The organism is Actinomyces sp. (assembly GCF_030524025.1).
Lineage (GTDB): Bacteria > Actinomycetota > Actinomycetes > Actinomycetales > Actinomycetaceae > Actinomyces.
Window position 1 is genome coordinate 1 of the sequence record NZ_JAUNHI010000015.1, and the last position, 18433, is coordinate 18433.

Consider the following 18433-nt stretch of genomic DNA (forward strand, 5'->3'; position numbering starts at 1 on the left):
AGTGAGTGTGCATGTCTCTGCGTCATGCCGCGGAAAACGAGGCTTTGAGGGGCGGTTGATCCGCTGGTGCTCGTCCCACGACGCGACCTGGAGGTAGCGGCGCCCGTCAGGGCCCTCATACCGGGTGATCAGACCTCGCTCTGCGAGGCGCATGAGGCCTCCGTGAACCCTCACTGAGCCCTCAGTGAGTGGGTCAAGAGGGAACAAATCGCACAGGACGAGCTGCGGCTCGTCCCGGCCGACACCGTTGTCATCCACATAGGACCAGAGCCCTATGAACAAGAGCCGGTCCTCGATACTGAGCGCAGCGATGTCATCGCTGCGCCAGAACTCCGGCTTGATTGTCCGGATCCTCACTGGCTGCCCCCTCCTGCGCGCCCCGGAACCTCTGCGCTGGCAGTGGTGGTCGTGACCCGACCTGCCCGCCGTCCACGCCGCCGTGCCTCCCGGGCGGTGGCCTGCCCCAGACGCCGCAACCACACCTCCACAGGCTCCCCACGGCGCCTGGGGAGGATGCGCCCGACCCTCACGGGCCCACTCCCGCCCATGCCGCTCATGGGCTGCACCACTGGTTCGCCACGCCGAGCAGCAGGTCTGCGTGGCACGGGAAGTCCAGCGGGCACCAGCAGGCCAGGTCACGGCCCGTCAGGCGCTCGCGGACCTCACCCAACGTCCAAGGCGCCCGCCCAGCCACCAGGTCGGCGGCCAGGCTCTCCACCGCGTAGGCGCGAGCCTCACGCCCCGAGGCAAACGTCTTCACCACGTGCCCCCGATGCTCAACCACCCACTCCGTGCTGCCAGCCCGGGCGGCCCGGTAGGGGTTGCCCCACTGCCCCGGGCGCCCCACATAGACCGCACTCTCGGGCATACGCCACCCCCGGCTGCGGCGCCGCTGGATACGCTGGGGACTCACGGCTCCTCCACCTCCAGGGCCGTGGCAGTCAAAAGGACCTCGTGCACGCCCTGCCGCCGGGTGTTGGGGCCGCGGCAGAAGGCCTGCACGACCACGACATTCGCGTTGTCATCCGTGAGGAGCCCGGCATTGACCAGGCCGTCGAGCAGGGCCTTGGACGTGGGGTAGGCGTTGGGCGGGTCGGCCTTCGGACCCGTGCCCTTCGGGTAGCAGATCTCCCAGACGATCGTGCAGGGCTCCGGCAAGCGCCTGACCCCGGCCTGGCGAGCCCCAAGGGCAGCCAGCACGTGCAGGTCGCTGATGATGCGCTGGCGGTGCCCGGGGCGGGCGATCTGCCGGTTGGCGCTCATCCACAGGCTCTTCGGCACCGTGAAGCGGAGGCTGGTCATGGTGCGGCGCCTCCCCACACGTCCATGGGCACGTCACGGGCCCTCCGGACGCGCTCGCGGATCAGTGGCAGGTACTGGGCCTCCCGCTCGATGGCGACGCAGCGCATACCCTCCGCCAGGGCCGCCTCAACGGTCGTGCCCGACCCCGCGAACGGCTCCAGGACCGTCCCACCGTAGGGGGTCACCAGGCGAACGAGCCAACGCATCAGCGCCAGGGGCTTGACCGTCGGGTGCGCGACCCCGTCGACCTTGGGTCGTTCTGAAGGTGGTGCCTTTGGTTCCCAACGGAAAACTGGGAAGAACCTGCTGGCCCCGCCAGTCTCGTCGTACTCGGCGTCCGTGGCGGTCATGCCCCATCGGCCCCTTCTGCGCCTGTCCTGAGTTGGCCGGACAGTGAGGTAAAGGTGCCGGACTGGGCGTTCAACGCGGCCGCTGCGGTACTGTCAAGGACCACGTTTGTGGGCCACCGCCCCGCCTCGTGTGCACGGGCGGGTACCAGGGGCATGGGGTGCGTGGAAAGTCCCAGGGATGTGCCGGGGGGCCGCTGGTAGCCCTCGAGGTCCATACCCGAGTGCTTGGCGTCGATCGCATCCGCATCCTCCTGGCTCATCGGCACCCGGCAGGCGTCCACATGCAGGCCCCCGACACCGTGGGCCAGGACGTTGGCAGCAACCGACCCTACTTGAGGGCGCCGAGCCACCACACAGGGCTCGAAAGCGGGCTTCAAACCAGTGCCCCACCCCTGCCACGGGCGCGCCTGCTCGGCAAGGGCGATACTGCGACCCTCCGTGCCGGTGTTGCGCCGGGTCGTACCATCCCGGCTGCCCCGCACCCCGGCGAGGTGCCCAGTAATGGCCCGGGCGACGTCAAGGGACTTGGGCATGCCCTGCCCATAGATCCATGCGATGGAGTCGCGGATCTCGAAGCCCGCGTCCTCAATACCGGCGGTGAGCCGGTGCCACGTGCGGGAGCCCCCGAATGCCAGGAGGTACCCACCGGGACGGAGGATGCGCAGGCACTCGTCCGCCCATTCCTGACACCATGTCTGAAAGCCCCGCAGGGCTGTGGGGGACTGGTCGTAGCGGCCAGCCTCGGTCGCCAGCGACCGGTAGCCCCCGTGAGGGCCGCCCAAGCCGTCGGGCATAGACGAGGTCTCCCTACCTCGTGCAGCCCTGGCCTCTATCGCTGCGCCGTCCCAGGCCTGGCCCATGAACCGCAGCCCATAGGGCGGGTCGGTGACCACGGAGTCGACCGAGTCATCGGGGAGCGTGCGCAGCACGTCCAGGCAGTCCCCGTGATAGACCGTCACGTCATCGCTCAGAAGATGGACGCTCACGCTGCGTCTCCCCACACGGCCCGGAGCCGGTCCGCAATGCGCCCCAGGCGACCAGCTGCTTCCGCGACGCGGACCGCCTGACCCCGGACGCAACCAGCGCACGAGACGGCATCCGGGCCGCCGGCGACGACGTCGACCGGCTCCACCTTCTCCCAGTTGACGGTGGTGATGTCCCCGAGGTTCGGGACGCCAGGGAACCGGACATCGAGCACCGCCCGGGGGCCGGGCTCAACGTCGGACACCCAGGCGGTCTGTACCGGCCCGAGCAGCCCGAGCCCGAGCTCCAGGCCCCCGTATCCAGTGCACATGGAGCCGATACTCAGCGTGGTACTCATGTGTCGTCGCCGCCGTGTGCCTTGTACCGGTCGATCGCCTGCGTCGCGTGGGCGTGTGACGCATTGAGGGTGCTGAGTGCGCCCTCGGTGTCGCCGCACTCGAGCGAAGCGATGGCCCGCTCGATGTCCATACGGCCGCGCTTGAGCGCAGACGAGGCGATGGCAGCCTTCCGCCTCTCAAAGGAGACTGACCCGACGAGGTCGTCGATACGCTTGAAAAGCACGGACAGATCTTTTGCGATCGTCTTGCTCTCTGCGTACACGGCGTCGGCGCTGGCGCCGAAAGTCACCTGGTAGCACCTGTTGCGGATGTCATCAATCTCGTCGTGAATCCTCATGATTCTCCTTCGGTGATCTTGGATCCGACCTAGCTGGTAGCGGCCGATCCCGTAAATGGGTAGTGGTCGGGGCAGTACGCCGCACGGCCGGACACACCGTCGGCGCACCAGGACCGCTGCGGGCCGACCCACCAGCCGCACTCCTCCGCCGTCTCAACGTCAGGCAGCGCGTCGAGGTGGGCCTCGCAACCCACGTGGTCGCAGACCACGTAAACCAACATGAAGACACTCACGCGACCACCCGCCCACCAGCCGCGGCGTCCAGGCGCGCACGCCGCTCACCAGGAGTCAGGCCACCCCACACCCCGTCGGGCTCTGCCGTGGACAGCGCGTGCTCCAGGCACTCGCGGCGGACCGGGCACGCCGCACACACCGCCCGCGCGGCCCGAAGCACCTGGGCGTCCGCGGGGCAGAACATGACCTCGGGGTCGGCGGACGCGCAGTTCGCGGACTCCACCCAGCGCCCGGGCAGTCTCGACGGCCCAGGGCTGGTAGTGCGGGCGCGCTGCTCACGCCTGGTGCAGGCCTGGCACAGGCCCCACCCGCCGTGGATGACCGTGCCACCCCACCGCCCCGTGGCGGGGCGCTGGTGCGGGCGCATGGGACGCCCGCACACCGAGCAGGGCAGGGGCCCGCCCGCCCAGTCGATCACCACCCGCCCGCGGCTCACCCCCGCTCACCCCCGGACGGCGCCGACTCGGCGACGGCGACGGTCGCCAGGGTCAGGGCCAGCGCCCAGCCCGCCAGTCCCGTGGTGTGCCCGACCCGCAGGGCAACGGCAAACTCGATGACGTCGACCATGACGGTAACCGACGCCACCCCCACCAAGGTGGGTGCCGAGCGAGCACACCACCAGGGGCGGCGCCCGGCGGTATCCGGCACAGGGGCTGGGGCGGGGTCTGGATAGTCGCTCACGCCCTCCGTAGTGGTCGGACACCCCGGACCATGCGCACACCCACGACACGGGCTCAACGGTCAGGCCCGGGCTCGACCAGATCGAGCTCCGGAGGCGCGCCCACCGGGCCGGCGAGGGCAGCGGCATCCACCGTATGGGGCTCGAAAAGCTCTGCGACCGGCACCCCGTCACGGGTCAGCGACGTGTAGTCGGTGCGCAGGCGCGCCACGTCATCGGCCGACCAGGCGGTCCGGGGCCGACCGACCCGCGCCTCGAGCATCGCCTGGGTCACGCCGAGCCGGGCGAAGGCCGCCAGCGACTTCTCGATGGCCTTGTCGAGGCCGTCGGCTACCACCTGTCCGCGCAGTGTGGCGTGGCACAGGTCCTGCGCCTCCTGCACGAGCCAGGTCGGCAGGACCGCGAGGATGCACTCGCGGACGGCCTTGGCCCCCTGGTTCTGGTTGTGTCGGTAGATGTCGCCGAGGTCCGTCAGGCGCTGGCGTCCTTGGCGGGTGGTGCGGGCGTGGGGGACGATGAAGGAGCGGATGGTGCGGGCGTTGGTCTCCTGGTCCCAGGCGTAGGCCTGGACCTCGCTCACGCCCTCGACGTCATCGCGGCGCATCTCCCTCACGCCGTAGTCGATGTTGCCCCAGATGCGGGCAAGCTCGCGCGCCAGGTGGATGGAGGGCCCGCTCCCGAGCCCCTTGACCGCGTAGAACGCGCGGTCCGCGAGCGCCCGCTCGGCGCAGGAGCGCTGCATCTCGGCACGTGCCCGCTCCAGGTCCCTGGGGCAGGCGCGGGCGACGGTGATGGCGGCCTGGACCTCGGCGACGGCGCGGGTCTGCTCGACGGCGGTGGCCTCACTGCCCGTGGCATGCCCGGTGAGGGCGGCGGCGGTGATGGTCTGCTGGCTCATGAGAGCGCTCCTTCCCTGAGGGCGTCGATGTCGTCTGTCTCGGTGGCCCACTGCTCGGCCAGGGCGTCGTGCTGGGCGAGGTACCAGCCGGGCAGGTGGGCGGGGTGGACGGTTGGCGGGTAGCCGGGCCACTGCCCGGTGGCCTGGCAGTGGGCGTACAGGCGGCGGGCGCGGTCGGCCTGCTCGGCACCGACGTGGAGCGCCTCGGCGTCGAGCTGTACGACCGCCACTAGGTACGGCGGGACGGTTTCCTGCACGACATGCACGAACGACGCCTCCACCTCGGTGACGGCACGGACCGCCTCCAGGTACCAGGCGGCCTGCAAGTGGTACCCGAACTGGGCTGCCAGGCGACCGAACTCGCCGGGCGCCGCGGACCTGCTCGTGGTCTTCAGGTCAACGACGAGGGAACGGTCGTGGCTCCACCAGTCGGGGCGCGCCCGGCAGGCGACCCCGGTGGCCGAGTCCGTCCAGTACAGGGACGCCTCGGTCACCCGGTCGGTGCGGTCGAACAGGGGACCGGCGATGGGGTGGACGGCGAGCGCCTCGCGCATGGCCTGCACCTGCTCGTACTCGCCCTCCAGCAGGGGCGTCAGCCCTGCTGCGAGAGCCTCGTCGCGCTCGGTGCGGGCGGCCTTGGACCTCCAGGAGTCGGCCTGCACGACGTGCATGCCAGCACCGGTACCCAGGGTGAGGGTGTGGGCCGCGTGGCCGAGTTCGAACGCCGGCGTATACGGTCTCGGGTGATCCCTCTCCCACAGGAACCTGGCCGGACAGTCCAGGAGCCGCTTGGCTCCCGTGGCCGACAGCGCACTCGTGTCCGCGTGGTATGCGGTGTCGCTGAGGCCCAGGACAATGCCGGGCTCACACGCCTCGGCGCTCGCGGACGCACTGTCCGCGTCAGGATTGCCAACCGGCACCGGCAGCTGTGGCCGAAGCATCGTCATCGTCACTGTGGTCTCCATCTCGCCCGGGTGGGGCCCCGTGCGGGCCCCACGCACAACCCGGTAGTGGTCGGACCCCTAGAGCTCGACTCCCAGCTCGACAGCCAGACGCGCCCCCACCTCACGCCCCAGCTCCACCGCCGACCGGACCCGCTTACGCGTCACCCCCAGCCGGCGCGCCACCGCGGTCACTGTCGGCTCCTCATCCACCCAGGTCGCACCCAGCCAGGCGCGCACAATCACCGCCGCCCACTCGTCAATCGCAGCGACCCGAGCCACCACCTCCTCAATGAACGCTCGCCCCTCGAACGGCGCCAACAGCCACCCCGCCTCCGGAACCATCAGCGCCTCCACTGACTCATCCGCCGTCAGAGCCTCCAACGCCTCCCCATCCAGCGCATCCAGCTCCACAGCAGCCCGCCCTACCCGCACGTCCTCCACCCGGTAGCGCCCACCATGACCCCCACCCCCGCGGTTGAGCGACTCGACCGCCGCCAACGCACTGACCCCGTTGTCCACCATCTCCCGGCGGATCCTCCGTCCCCGCCGCAGCGCCCCCTTCATCCCCGCCGCAGGCGCACCACCCACCTCCGAGTCAGCGAACGCCCGCGCCCGGTTCCTCAGCCGCATCACCAGATGCGCGTCGAAGGAGTACCCGCTCCGCGCCTCACCCCGCTCCTCCTCAGCCACCATCTCGGCCACGACCTCCCACGCCAGAGCCTCCAGCTCCTGCCGCACCTCCACCCGGTCCGGCAGACACAACCGACGCCGCTCACGCCCCGCGATCACCCGCACATCAGCCGCCCAGGAAGCCAACAGGCCATCCACCTCCCCTTCCGCCAGCGCACTCCGAAGCGCCGCGACCTTCCCACTCACCGCCGCCTCCACGACGACGGCGCCGCAGTGAATGGGAAACCCGGCCACGTCCCCGGCCGCGGCTCATACGCCGCAGCGAGCGCAGCCACACGCCTTCCAGCCGCACGCGGATCGGTCAGATACCCCACCGTCGGGTCCGCCGTGCCCCCATGCAGGCTGCGCGCCACTCCCAGCACCCGTCGAGCCCGCGCCTCGGTCGTCCCCGGCTCACAAGCAAGGACACGCCGAACCCGCAGCCCAGCCGCCGCGGGAGACGAACGCCCCAACGCCACAACGTCGGCGACGTCCAGAACCCCCGCGTCCACCGCGGCCAGCAGCTCCGCCCGCTCCCGCGTCACGCCCACGACCGGCCCCCGGCCTCAAGAGCCACATCCTCCGCGGACGGCACCGACACCAGCTCGTCGATGACGTCCGCCAGGTCGTGCCGCAAAGGCACCTGCCGACCCCGCCCCGCATCAAGCGCCCGCCGAACCTGAGCCGCCGACACCTGACGGGCGTGCGTCGCGTTGAACCGGGCCGCCACACCCTCCTCAGACAGGTGCGGGTGCAGAGCAGCCAGGCGCCGCAGCCGCGGCCCCGTCCACACGTCCCCCAGCGCCCGACCCACCGCCTGGTCCGCCTCCCGAGCCAGGGTCATCCGCAGCCACCGCAAGGGATCCGTCCGCTCAAAGCACGAGGGCCGCGCCATGAGCCGGCACATGCGCTCGAACGCCCCACCCTCGGCGACCATCAGGTCCGACGCGATGCCCTCAAGCGCCACCTCATCGAGAGCAGGACCCACATCCACGTCCGCTAGGCCCCGCGCATCCGCGATCTCCCGCCGCCGCACCGCCGCCGCACGAGCTACCTGCTCGCCCGCCCACGGCTCGACCTCACCGAACAGCCGCCACCGGGCCTCCCAGCCAGCCGCCCGGACATCCCCCGCAGTCGCCTCCACACCCGGCGCGACGACCGGCCTGACCACCCCAGGCCCCACTGCCTGACCACGCCTGGCACCAGCAGTGACCCAGACGGTCCCGCCACCGTCCCACTGGATACGCACCGGCACGTCCAGGCGCCCACCCGACGCCCGGTCACGACCCTTACGGCCCATGACCTCCGGAGCCGCCACCCACATGAACGCAGGCACCGTCCAGACGCGCTCGCGGTCACCCAGCCCCTCGGGAAGATCAGCGGCCTGGATCATGGCCTCAAGCGCCGGCGCCCACCGCGCCAGCCACGGGTGCCTCTGCCTCATCGGCCGGCTCCCAGCCCAACGGCGTCCAGCACCTGGCTGGCACCCAGCCTCAGGAGCGGGTGAATGACCTCCCCGCGCGCAGCCCGCAGCCGCACCGTCTCGTCATAGGGCAGGACTGCGGCCACTGACGCCGTCTCCAGACTGCGCCCGGCTTCATCCAGGCTGGGCAGCCTCCGTGAGGGCAAGGTGTTGTACACACCCAGTACGTGGTGCGTGCGCGCACGGCCCCACGCAGCAAGCCCGCGCGCCCCCGTCACGCCCTCACGGGACGCGTCTGTCACCACCAGCAGCGCAGCCCCATGCCTCAGGCCCGTCTCGATCAGTCCCGCGCCCGGGCACGACGGCGACCACCACACCGGCGTGTCGACCACGACCAGGCCCGCACGCTCCACCAGGTGCGCAAGCGCCCGCTCATAGACCGCAGTCCACGAGCCAGGCTCCTTGACCTGGTCCGCGTCCGGACCCAACACGGACGCGAACGGCACGCGAACCCCGCCCGCCACACGCACCTCATCGGGCCCGACGACGACCTGCTCGACCTCAGCGCCAGCCGCCAGGTCCGCAACGGTGGACACCCCACCGACGCGCAGCAGATGCGCGAGCCCCCCGGGACCCACGCTGGCGTCGACAACCGCCGCATCCACGCCCCGCTCACAGGCCACGGCCGCCAGGTGCACCGCCAAGTGCGTGCGGCCGACGCCTCCACGCCCCGACCCGACGAAGACCACGTTGTCCCACGGCCTAGGAGCCGCCGTCCGGGCACCAGCGTCCGTCTCCTCCGGCCTGGCCCACGACGGAACCCGCCTCGCCCGCACGGCAGAGGCACCGTCCTGCTCCACCACCCGCGGCGCAGGCTCCCCAGCGGACCCGCCCCCCGGAGATGAAGTCCCCTCCGGACCGGAGATGCTCCCATCGGCTCCGACGAGACGATCACTGTCACCGGTCTGCGGCTCCAGCCCCAGCGCCGCGCACAGCGCCTCCAGTGTGGCCGGCGTGCCCAGCACCTGGCCCGGCCAACCATCCCCCGCAGCGATGACTCTGGTGCGAAGCGTCAACGCCTTCGCCCACGCGACCAACGCCGCATCGGACGGCCCAGTTACCAGGACCCCCGAAAGGTCCTCGCGCTCCCGAATCAGTCGCGCCGCATCCCGCGGCACCTCAGCGGTGACGACCTGAGCACCGCGCTCAACCAAGGCCGAGGCGAGAGAAGCCGGCCCGACCAGTCCGATGATGGGTCCCATGCACCGCCACTGACAGGCGCCGCCCCCAACAGCCCGCACCCGGCCGCCGCCCGCACTACAGGACCCCACCAACGGCGAAGCCACCGCCCGTCGCCACCAGCGCTCGCGGACACCCAAACGGGCAGAGGCTCGATCCCCGCCGCTGCCTCACTGGCGGACTACAGACGGCACTGCGGCGTCACCACCGACGCAAGCCCGTGCCCACCCAGCCGCGGTCGACTCAGCCCAGTCCGTCCACTACCGGTGCATGAACGTCATCGCCGGAATCGTCGGCGGCGCGGTCGGAGCGGTCCTCGCCCTGACCGTCCGCCTCATCGTCGCCCACCCGCGAGGCTGCGTCATCGCAGCACTCGCCCTCATCGCCCTCGCCAAGGGCGTCCCCGGCGGCGTCGTCCTCGGTGCCCTCGGCGTCGCCACCGCCATCCGCGCTGGACGCACGCGCCGTCCAGCAACCACCCACACCAACTGCAACCAGGAGTACCGATGAGCCTTCTACCCGTGTGCCTGTACGAAACCGACGGCGACAGCGCCGCGCCCGCCGCGATCCTTCTGCCGCCGGATCTCGACGGCGAGGACCTCGAGCTGGTCCTCGCCAACCTCCCCGGCTACCTCGACCTCGACCCCTGGCCTGCTGGTCAGGGCTGGGAAGTCCACCGCGGATGGTGGGCATGGACCGCCGACCTCGCTCCGTCTGACCCCGCCCAGCCCGGGGCGTTCGAGGCCATCCGCCTCAACCGGGCCACCGGCTGAGGCGGATGGCCCAACCACCAAAGCAGACAGGGCCTCCCTGTCTCGAGCGCGACGCACCGACCGAGCGAGAGCGTCGGTGCGGCACCGTGCGCTAGCCGCGGGGTGATGGGCACGGGTGTCCGTGCTCACCCCGCGGCTGCGCACATACCCGACACTGAGATCCGGGCAGTATCACCCCAACTCCCTACCAGATCCACACGCCACTACCGGAGTCGTCCCGCAACACCCTCCCACGCAGCCACCTGTACCCAGCTCCAACCCCACTTCCCGAGCACGCCCACGACTATGCACCAGCCCAGCTGGCCCCTCTCCAGATGACAGTCCCACCCACCAACCCGGCACTGCGACGTGCATGGTTCGCTCCGCGCCTACCGCATGACCAGCGTCAACGTCCTTCCGCAGGCACAACCAGGCCCCAGCCACCCGATTCCTGAGCCCTTCCGCCCCTCCCCGTCCCCGTGCCAATCGTTTCGTCCGCCACAGCATCCATCTCCCCTCGTCGGGGGTGCTCGTGGGGTTGAGCATTTCCGCAGGTCGTTGGCTGTTTCGTCGCGTGTGTGGTCGGTGCAGCTCGTCTGGTCCGCATGTGCGTGGGCATGAGGAGCTTTTCACCTGCGTGCGCGTGGCGGCTGACGCGCACGGGCCCGATCACCGAGAACCTGTCTGACTACGCGGCTCGCACTGAGGCGTTTGCTGCCTCTACGGCGGGAGCGGCTGTGGCGTTGCTGGTGCGGAGGGTTGGCGGGGAGCTGCAGGACTTCGTGCTGTCGTCCGCGCCGTCGGCGGATCCGGCTACGGCGTTGGCTGGGGCGTTGGGGGCGGCGGCGTCGCCGTGTGAGGTGCCTGCACCGTTAGGGGGTGTGCGGGCGGTGGCCCGCGTGGAGGGTGATGGGGAGGCGGGCCGGACCTCGTTGGCTGGGGTGGATCCGGCGAATGCTGCGCGTCTGCTCGCGCAGGTGCTTGAGGATGGTGAGGAGGTGCTGATTGTGCTGCGGCCGTTGGCGAAGCGGCAGCGGAGGCGGTGGCGACGGTATGCGGAGAACATGCCTGGGTCGACAGAGCATCACACCTTGAAGGCGGCGACGCCGTTGTTCGCGACCGTTCTGGTGACGGCTCGGGACGCGGGCAGGGCTCGTGCTTTGGTGCGTCGGATCATTGACCCGCTGCCGGGGTGGGACACGGCGACGCGTGCGGATACGGGCTCTCGCCTGTGGCAGGTGGTGTCCGCGGCGGTGTTGGCGGCTGCGGCGTTGATCGCTGGCGTGTTGGTGGGTCGGGCTGAGGGTGTGGGAGTTGCGCTGGTGTTGGCGGCACTGGGCCTGTTGCGCTGGGTGTGGCACTCGCCGGCGTCTCAGGCTGGCCGGGTGTGGTCTCGTGCTCTGGTGCCGGTGCCGTCGGCTCGGCGTGGGCTGCTTGCGCGAGGGCCGTGGCCGTTTGGTCGGCTGGTGATTCCGACCTCGGCGCCCGTGGTGTGCTCGCTGGTGGCACCGCAGGCCGGTGCGAGCACTGGGGCTACGGCGACGCGTGCGCGTGTGGTGCCTCCGGCTCTTCTGGAGGAGGTTGCGGGCCCGCCTGTGTTCGAGGTGTCGGGGCGTCCGGTGAGGATCGACCGGGACTGCCTGTGGGGTGGTGTTGGGATTCTGGGTGCTCCGGGGTCGGGTAAGTCCGTGTTGCTGAGAGGCTTGTTCGGGTGGCTGCTGGTGGATCGGGAGCGGGTTGCGGGGCAGGCGGTGATCGCGGTGGAGACCAAGCCCGACGGGGTGGCGGCTTATGAGCGGATGGCGGACGCGGCGGGGCATGCGGGTGACCTTTTGGTGGTCGAGGCGGCTGATCCGTGGGGGCCTGCGGTGGACATGTTTGCGCGTGAGGGCGATGACGTGTTCGCGCGGGCTGAGTTCATCACTGATGCGTGGGCGGCGGCGTTCGGTGACGGGGCGATCATGGGTCGGTCGCGCGAGGTGTTGGCGGCGGTGATCGCTGCGGGTCTGGTGATGGATGATGAGGCGTGGGACGCGTGCGAGGCGACGGGTCTGGTGCAGGTGGCGGAGCGGTCATGGTTCTGGGCGGCGTTGGTGCTGACGGGCAGGCTCGGGGATGAGGCGGGTCAGGCGGTTCACAGTGCCCTGCTGGATTTGGCTAGGCGTGCGGGGCGGGGGTCGGTTGAGGCTCGGGCGTGCGCCGGTCTGGGTATCATTTGGGGGCCGGGGGTGTCGGCGACGGCGCGCCGGGGCCTGGTGGAGGCTGCGCGGAACAAGTTCGACCAGCTGAAGGGCGCCGCGCATTTCCTGGCCCCGGTGTCGCGTGACAGCTACTCATGGGATCAGGTGCTGGTCAACCACGGTGTGGTGGTGGTGGGGACGGGCCCGAGCCGGGACGGTGTCCATCAGTGGACGGCGACGATGACGCAGTGGCTGACCGCGATGGCGGGGTTCACTGCGCAGGCCGCGGTGGAGCGCAGGTGCTTCGGGTGGCGTGCCGAGGGACGTTCGGTGTGGGTGCTGGTGGATGAGTTCAAGCATTTTGCGGGTTCTGCTGCGGGGCCGGCGAAGTGGTGGCGTGATGACGGCCGTGCTTACGGCGTGCAGCTGGTGGCGGCGACGCAGTATCCGGTGCAGCTGGCGGCGGATGTGCTGGCCTCGTTCTTGTCGTTGGCGACGTTTGTCTCGTTCCATCAGGACGATCCGGACGCGGCGGAGACTGTGGCGCGGCAGATGCGTCGTGACGGGTCGGAGTGGGAGGCGAGTGAGATCGCGACGCTTCCGCAGTGGACCGCGGTGGTGGCGACGCGTGTCCATGGGGTGCTGGCTCCGCCGTTTACGGCGCGGTCGGTTGATTCTGAGAGTGACCCTGCGGCGTTCATTGCGGGGGCTCGCCAGTGACGGCGGTGCCTGTCTGGGGGTTCGGGGACCTGGCTGTGCCGGCGGGTGTGGAGTCGCCGGCGGCGCGGTCGGATCTGTTCTATGACGGGGCGTGGCGGGCCTCTGCGGTGACGTCGTGGCTGACGTCTCCTGCGGTGCGTGCGGCTCAGGCGGCTGGCGTGGTGTCGTACCCGCGGGGCATGGTGCCGGACACGGGGCTGCGTCCGCTTCGCGGGGCGGCTGGGGTGCGCCGTTGCGGGGTGCTGGCGTGCGCCCGCATGTGGGGGTCGTTGACCGTCGCGCAGGTGGCTGCGATCACTGGGGATCCGGTGGAGCGGGTTGTGCGGGACGTGAGGGCTCTGTTCCGTGCGGGGCTGGTTGATGTGGGGTCTGCGTTGCCCGCGGGGATGAGGGGGTGGAGGTGGACGCCGGAGACGCTTGTGGCGGCTGGGCGGGAGGCGGATGTGCGTTGTCACCTGGAGGGTTTGGCGTGGCCGCAGTGGCTCTCGGTGACACTCGACCGGCCTTGGGCGCGTGGTAGCGCGTCGGCGAGGCACAACGCTCTGACCTGCGAGCTGGCGTTGCGGGCTGGGGCGTGGCTGGATGTGCCGGCGGTCTTGGGGGAGTGTCTGGCCGGTGTCGACGACCTGTTCGGGACTGGCGCCGGCAGGACTGGTGCCGCGTCGGCGAAGCGCGGTGACGCGGTTCTGGTGCGGCGTGATGGGGTGCGTCTGGTGGTCGAGACCACGGCGTCGGCGACTCCGGCGCTCGCAGCCAAGGCTGAGGCGTGGGCCCGGCATCTTGCGCAGCACCCGGGCGCCGGGGTGGTTGTCGTGTTCGTCGTGGCGCCGCCGGTGGACGGCGCTGACCCGTCACTGGCTGTGGGGGTACGGCAGGCGGTGCTCAGGGCGGTGCGCGCGCACCCCGGGGGCCTGGTGGATCCCACGGGTCCGCGTATGGCGGTCGCCGAGTGGCAGCGGTGGTTCCCGGCGAGGCGCAGGGTGTCCGGTGAGTTCTTGGCGCTGCGCGCTCAGCGCGTTGGGGGCGGAGGCTCCCTGGAGGATGTGGATCTGCTGGAGGTGCCGGTGGCGGGTGGTGATCAGTCGGTGCTGTCGGCGACTGGGTTGATGGCGGGGGTGCCATGGTGGCTGCGGCGTGATGACCTGGATCCGATGAGGCCGCTGATGGCACGTTTCGGGGCGCGTATTGGTGGGGGGTCTGGGCGGTTCGGTCCAGCGGACTACCCTGCGGCGTTGCGGACTCCGGGGTCGCTCCGGCCGCGGCCGGAGCGATGAGCGCGGGTGGGCGGGGCTGGGCGGTCGCGACGTGAAGACGCGGGTTCTTCCCTTCGAGGGGGCTGTGCGGGCGGGGGCCTGTCAGTGACGGGGCATGAGACTTCTTCGCAGTAGCCCTGAGGATGATAAGCGGATCGAGGACTTCGCCGAGTCGAGGCGGGGGAGCGTGGTGATCGCCCTCTTGACCGTCATCACGGGTGTCGCGCTGGCGGTGCACCTGGTAGTGGGGGTGCTGCGGTGAGTGGCGGGTTCACGGTGGGGCGGCCGGGCTCCCAGCTGAGCACGTTCGTGGGGCAGGGCGAGCGTGCGAGGGCGGCGGGTGCGCGGGCCGAGCGCGCGACTGCCCGCCTGCTGGACATGCTGACTGAGGACGGTTATGTCGTCTTCCACTCGCTGTCGGTGGCGCGGGGGCGGGCCGATATTGACCACCTTCTGGTCGGATCTCGTGGGATCGTGGTGCTGGACTCCAAGTGCTGGCGGCCCGCGTGGTACGTGACGGCGTTCGGTCGCGCGTGGCGTACGGGCGGCCCGGTTTGGCGTTTCGTCCCGGGGGAGTCGCAGTCGCTGGCGCTGTCGGTTGAGCGGCTACGCCGCGCAGGTCTGCCGGTGGCTGGTGCTGTGGTGGCGACCTCCCCGTCGGCGGCTGGCCGGGTGCACGCTCGGCTGCTGCGCTATGCGGGTGCGCGCGCTGTGCTGCCAGCGCGTCGGGCGGTGCGTCGGGCGGCGCGCATGGCGGGGCGCGGTGGTGCCGACCTCGCGGTGGTTGCGGCCGTCGACAGCTGGATGGAGGCCAACCAGTGAGCCGCCTGCCCCGGAACGCCGCGCGCCGCGGGCAGGGTCCTTTCCTGCTGTGGCTTGCCGTGGCCGTGGTGGGGCTGGTGGCTCAACCGGTGTGGGGGCTGCCGGGCCTGCCGGTGACGCTGGTGGCTCTCACGGCCGCGGGGGTGTCGCACCGGCCCCCGGTGCTGACGGGTGGGACGAGTCGCCTACCGTTGCCTGCGGGTGCCCGTGAGAGGGCAGCGGTCGAGAGGCATCGACGTGCCCGCATGTTGCGCTGGGTCGCGGTGCCCCGGGGGTTGTGGCCGGTGCAGACGAGCCTGCTGGCTGCCGTTGGTGCGTGCGCCTGTGTGGTGGGGGTGCCGGTCCGGCCGGGCCTGGGGTGGTTGACTTTGTGGGGGCCGGCCTGTCAGGCGGTGGCGGGCCTGCTGCTGGTCGTGGGGCTGGAGCGCTGGTGGCGGGTGGTTGCGAGTGCCGACGAGCCGGGACCAGGCACACCCCTGGTGGCTCTCGGGCGCTGCGACCGGGCCAGGCTCGGGACCGTGGCGGTGGTCGCTGCCATCGGGGCCGTGCTGGGGGTGTGGACGCGCGAGGTGTCGGCGGCTCCACTGCTGTGGTGCGCCGGTTGTCTCGCACTCGGCGCGGCGACGGGTGTGTGGGCTGTGTGCCGGCGCATGTCGTGGGCGTCGTTCGCCCTGCGCAAGGGGCGGCGTGCGGTGTGGCGGGCGCGGTGGGCGGCGCTGCCCAGGCAGGAGCCGGCACCGTTCCTGGCCGGTGTTGAGCAGGTGGGGCCGTTTCTGGTCGAGACCTTCGAGTGCCCGCCAGGACGACGTCCTGCGGAGTACCTGGCTCTGCGGGATGCGGTCGCCTCCCTGGCCGGTGCGGGAAGTGACGTGCACGTCCTTCCCGCTCGGGCCGGCGGAGGAGGCGTGGACCCGTCGAGGTTCGTGGTGTGCAGCGTCGAGCGGGGCGCTCGCGTCGACGTCGGTGCTGTTCAGGACGCGCGCACCGTGGAGATCGCGTGCAGCCGTGTGCTCGCTGAGGTGACCGGCAAGTCGTCGATGGTGGTGGAGCGGGTGGAGCCGCTGACCACGGCACCTGGCCCCAGGGTCTGGCGCCTCCACCTGGGTGAGGTGGACGTAGCGGCGGCTGCGATGGCACTGGAGGCGGTCGGCCCCGTGCTTGCTGATGGGGGCACGCTGCTGGTCGGACCCAGGGACGGCGCCCGGTGGGTCGACCCCGACCTGGCGGGCCACGTGGCTGACCTGGAGGTCGGCGCTGAGTGGGAGGCGCACTTCCGGGAGGTCTTGCGTCCCACCCAGCTCCCGCCGGCACCGCAGGTGCGGTTCCTGGACACGCAGGAGGTCGCCGGGGTTGAGGTGCACCGTCTTCCCTTCGCGTCCCGGCAGGGCATGGACGTCGCTGCCGCGTACCTGCCGCTTGCGCAGCGGCTGCGAACCACGATGCCGTCCGCACCGTTCCTGGCGGTTCTGGGCATGCCGCCCACGGAGGGCGACAGCGCCCCGGGTACGAGGTCCGACAAGTTCTTCAGTGTCGTGTGGTCGACCAGCCCGGTACCAGCCTGCCCTGCTGACCTGCCGCCTACCGTCGGGTGGGGCAGCAGCAGTGCGTTCGATGCGCGCGACGGGGCGGCACTGGTGCTCGCGGGTCTCGTCGACGAGGCGTTCCGTGCCGTCTTCGGCGCCAAGGGGGCGCCCGAGCTGGTGGACGCCGTGTGCGTGAGCGACGCCCGGCCGTGGATCTGGCGGGCGAGGCTGCGCCTGTACGGCGGCGTGTCGATCGCGGACCTGCGTCGGCGCGCTGACCGGTTGGGGTCCCTCATGCGTGCCGAGTGGCTGCGGGTGCGGCCCAGCGGCGACCTCGTGGAGATCTATCTGGGGGCCCGGCCGGCGTCTGCCCGGGTCGCTCCCAGGTGGCGTCGCCTGCTGGCCGAGCTGGACTTCGAGCAGGTGTTCGTGGATGCCAAGGTCCTCACGGCCTCGGGGCTGACCCCGGTGCTGGAGTCACTGGACACCCTGGCCGGCAACCCGGACGTCAGCGTCTACGACTTCACCCTCCCCGCCGGGCTGAGTGCCGCCGACGTGGTGGGCCGGCGCGAGAAGGTCGCGGCCGCCGCGGGCCTGGCGTTCCTGCGCTTGGTCCCTGGCGCCGACCCTTCTCATGTGCGGCTGCTCGCGGCCGAGCGCAACCCGATCCCCGACGCCGCCGCCTACGACCTGCGTGCGGCGGCAGCCCTGGCCGCGCGCCACGGTAACGCCGGTGGGCTGCGCGTCGCCTGGGGTGTGGGGATCGATGGGACGCCCGTGACATGGAACATGGCGGACACGCCCCACTGCCTCGTGTTAGGGCCGACGGGCACGGGCAAGACCGTCGCCCTCGTCAACGCCGTCGCCGGTGTGCTCCTGGCAGGTTGGGACGTGGTCGTGGCCGACCCGGTCAAGGGAGGAGCAGACTTCACCCCACTGGCGCCGTTCCTGAGGGGAGTCGCTGGCACGGTGGACGACGCCGCGGCCGTCCTGAAGTGCGTCTACGCGGAGATCGCGCGCCGTAAGGACCTCAACGCCCAGCACGGGGCGCCGTCGGTCGACGACCTGCCGGAGGAGATGCGGCCCCACCACATGCTCGTCGTGATCGACGAGTTCACGTCCCTGCTCCTGCCCGAGAAGATCGCGCGCGCCCGGACCACAGACCCTGAGGTGCTCGCTGAGCGTGCCGAGACCGAGCGTGTCAACGACCTCCGGGCCACGATCGCCACCCTGGTGGGCAAGATCGGTAGGGAGGCGCGCAGCGCTGGCGTGCACATCCTGCTCGGCGCCCAGGCGCTGCGGGCAGACACGATCCGGGCGATCCCGGGCAACGACCTGAAGACCAACACCGGGCGCCTGCTGCTCGGCATGGCGTCCTACGGGGACCTCGCCTCGGGCCTGCGGAAACCCGACGAGGCACCGACCCTGATGCACGCGACAACCGGACGGGGCCTGTGGGAGCCTCTCAGCGCCGCCGCCACCGAGGTCCAGGCCTGGCACACCCCCACCCACCTGCTCGCCCAAGAGCTGGGTGAGCACGGGGTCACCGAGCGCGAGGACCTACGGGTCGAGCAGGCCACCGCCCCGACCCCAGGGAGGGCTTACAGCGAGATCCCAGCACAGTACACCGGCCAGGCCGCGGGGGAGACGCTAGAGCCACTGGAGCTGGCCGACCTGGGGCTCAGCGGCCTCGACCTGGGAGGTGGGTCCGTGGGGGACCGGTGAGGCGCGGTCCGCATGTGCCCGGTCGAGAGCCCCTCGACCGGAGGGGCGGAACCGAACAGGG

20 protein-coding genes are annotated in these 18433 nt (G+C 71.3%); 6 read left to right on the plus strand and 14 right to left on the minus strand.

Annotated features, from left to right (window positions below; all coding sequences use genetic code 11):
• The 14 genes from Q4C85_RS07070 to Q4C85_RS07135 form a co-directional block, all read right to left on the minus strand.
• On the minus strand, positions 1–357 hold a 357-nt coding region (locus tag Q4C85_RS07070; protein WP_303140887.1), incomplete at its 3' end, for a hypothetical protein.
• 196 nt (positions 358–553) lie between these two features.
• On the minus strand, positions 554–913 hold the full coding sequence (locus tag Q4C85_RS07075) for a DUF4326 domain-containing protein (RefSeq protein WP_303140889.1): 360 nt from the start codon (positions 911–913) through the stop codon (positions 554–556).
• Complete coding sequence (locus tag Q4C85_RS07080; RefSeq protein ID WP_303140891.1) at positions 910–1302, minus strand: hypothetical protein; 393 nt, start codon at positions 1300–1302, stop codon at positions 910–912. The genes Q4C85_RS07075 and Q4C85_RS07080 overlap by 4 nt, the downstream gene beginning before the upstream one ends.
• Positions 1299–1652, minus strand: coding sequence for a site-specific DNA-methyltransferase (locus tag Q4C85_RS07085; protein WP_303140893.1), 354 nt, complete (start codon positions 1650–1652; stop codon positions 1299–1301). The genes Q4C85_RS07080 and Q4C85_RS07085 overlap by 4 nt, the downstream gene beginning before the upstream one ends.
• Positions 1649–2638: a DNA methyltransferase gene (locus Q4C85_RS07090; RefSeq protein WP_303140894.1), complete on the minus strand. Its 990-nt coding sequence runs from the start codon at positions 2636–2638 to the stop codon at positions 1649–1651. Before Q4C85_RS07090 ends, Q4C85_RS07085 begins: the two co-directional genes overlap by 4 nt.
• Positions 2635–2973, minus strand: a complete 339-nt coding sequence (locus Q4C85_RS07095; RefSeq protein WP_303140896.1) for a hypothetical protein — start codon at positions 2971–2973, stop codon at positions 2635–2637. Before Q4C85_RS07095 ends, Q4C85_RS07090 begins: the two co-directional genes overlap by 4 nt.
• On the minus strand, positions 2970–3311 hold the full coding sequence (locus tag Q4C85_RS07100; RefSeq protein ID WP_303140898.1) for a hypothetical protein: 342 nt from the start codon (positions 3309–3311) through the stop codon (positions 2970–2972). Before Q4C85_RS07100 ends, Q4C85_RS07095 begins: the two co-directional genes overlap by 4 nt.
• 229 nt (positions 3312–3540) lie before the next feature.
• On the minus strand, positions 3541–3912 hold the full coding sequence (locus Q4C85_RS07105) for a WhiB family transcriptional regulator (RefSeq protein WP_303140900.1): 372 nt from the start codon (positions 3910–3912) through the stop codon (positions 3541–3543).
• 65 nt (positions 3913–3977) lie between these two features.
• Positions 3978–4130 (minus strand): hypothetical protein, encoded by a 153-nt coding sequence (locus Q4C85_RS07110; RefSeq protein WP_303140902.1) that lies wholly within the window; start codon positions 4128–4130, stop codon positions 3978–3980.
• Between the two features lie 149 nt (positions 4131–4279).
• Positions 4280–5122 carry a hypothetical protein gene (locus Q4C85_RS07115; RefSeq protein WP_303140904.1) on the minus strand — a complete coding sequence of 281 codons (843 nt, stop codon included), beginning with the start codon at positions 5120–5122 and terminating at the stop codon, positions 4280–4282.
• On the minus strand, positions 5119–6087 hold the full coding sequence (locus Q4C85_RS07120) for a PD-(D/E)XK nuclease-like domain-containing protein (RefSeq protein ID WP_368501429.1): 969 nt from the start codon (positions 6085–6087) through the stop codon (positions 5119–5121). The genes Q4C85_RS07115 and Q4C85_RS07120 overlap by 4 nt, the downstream gene beginning before the upstream one ends.
• A 57-nt stretch (positions 6088–6144) precedes the next feature.
• Positions 6145–6990, minus strand: a complete 846-nt coding sequence (locus tag Q4C85_RS07125) for a hypothetical protein (protein WP_303140906.1) — start codon at positions 6988–6990, stop codon at positions 6145–6147.
• 286 nt (positions 6991–7276) lie between these two features.
• Positions 7277–8128: a hypothetical protein gene (locus tag Q4C85_RS07130; RefSeq protein WP_303140907.1), complete on the minus strand. Its 852-nt coding sequence runs from the start codon at positions 8126–8128 to the stop codon at positions 7277–7279.
• 47 nt (positions 8129–8175) lie between these two features.
• On the minus strand, positions 8176–9420 hold the full coding sequence (locus Q4C85_RS07135) for a hypothetical protein (protein ID WP_303140908.1): 1245 nt from the start codon (positions 9418–9420) through the stop codon (positions 8176–8178).
• 247 nt (positions 9421–9667) lie between these two features.
• Between Q4C85_RS07135 and Q4C85_RS07140 the strand changes: the two genes are divergently transcribed.
• The 6 genes from Q4C85_RS07140 to Q4C85_RS07165 all read left to right on the plus strand — a co-directional run bounded on the left by Q4C85_RS07140 (position 9668) and on the right by Q4C85_RS07165 (position 18372).
• Positions 9668–9907 (plus strand): hypothetical protein, encoded by a 240-nt coding sequence (locus Q4C85_RS07140; protein WP_303140910.1) that lies wholly within the window; start codon positions 9668–9670, stop codon positions 9905–9907.
• Complete coding sequence (locus tag Q4C85_RS07145; RefSeq protein WP_303140912.1) at positions 9904–10170, plus strand: hypothetical protein; 267 nt, start codon at positions 9904–9906, stop codon at positions 10168–10170. The genes Q4C85_RS07140 and Q4C85_RS07145 overlap by 4 nt, the downstream gene beginning before the upstream one ends.
• Before the next feature lie 716 nt (positions 10171–10886).
• Complete coding sequence (locus Q4C85_RS07150) at positions 10887–13049, plus strand: hypothetical protein (protein ID WP_303140914.1); 2163 nt, start codon at positions 10887–10889, stop codon at positions 13047–13049.
• 1368 nt (positions 13050–14417) lie between these two features.
• Positions 14418–14564, plus strand: a complete 147-nt coding sequence (locus Q4C85_RS07155) for a hypothetical protein (protein ID WP_303140915.1) — start codon at positions 14418–14420, stop codon at positions 14562–14564.
• A gap of 47 nt (positions 14565–14611) precedes the next feature.
• Positions 14612–15124, plus strand: a complete 513-nt coding sequence (locus tag Q4C85_RS07160; protein ID WP_303140916.1) for a nuclease-related domain-containing protein — start codon at positions 14612–14614, stop codon at positions 15122–15124.
• Between the two features lie 245 nt (positions 15125–15369).
• Complete coding sequence (locus Q4C85_RS07165; protein WP_303140917.1) at positions 15370–18372, plus strand: FtsK/SpoIIIE domain-containing protein; 3003 nt, start codon at positions 15370–15372, stop codon at positions 18370–18372.
• Positions 18373–18433 lie beyond the last annotated feature (61 nt).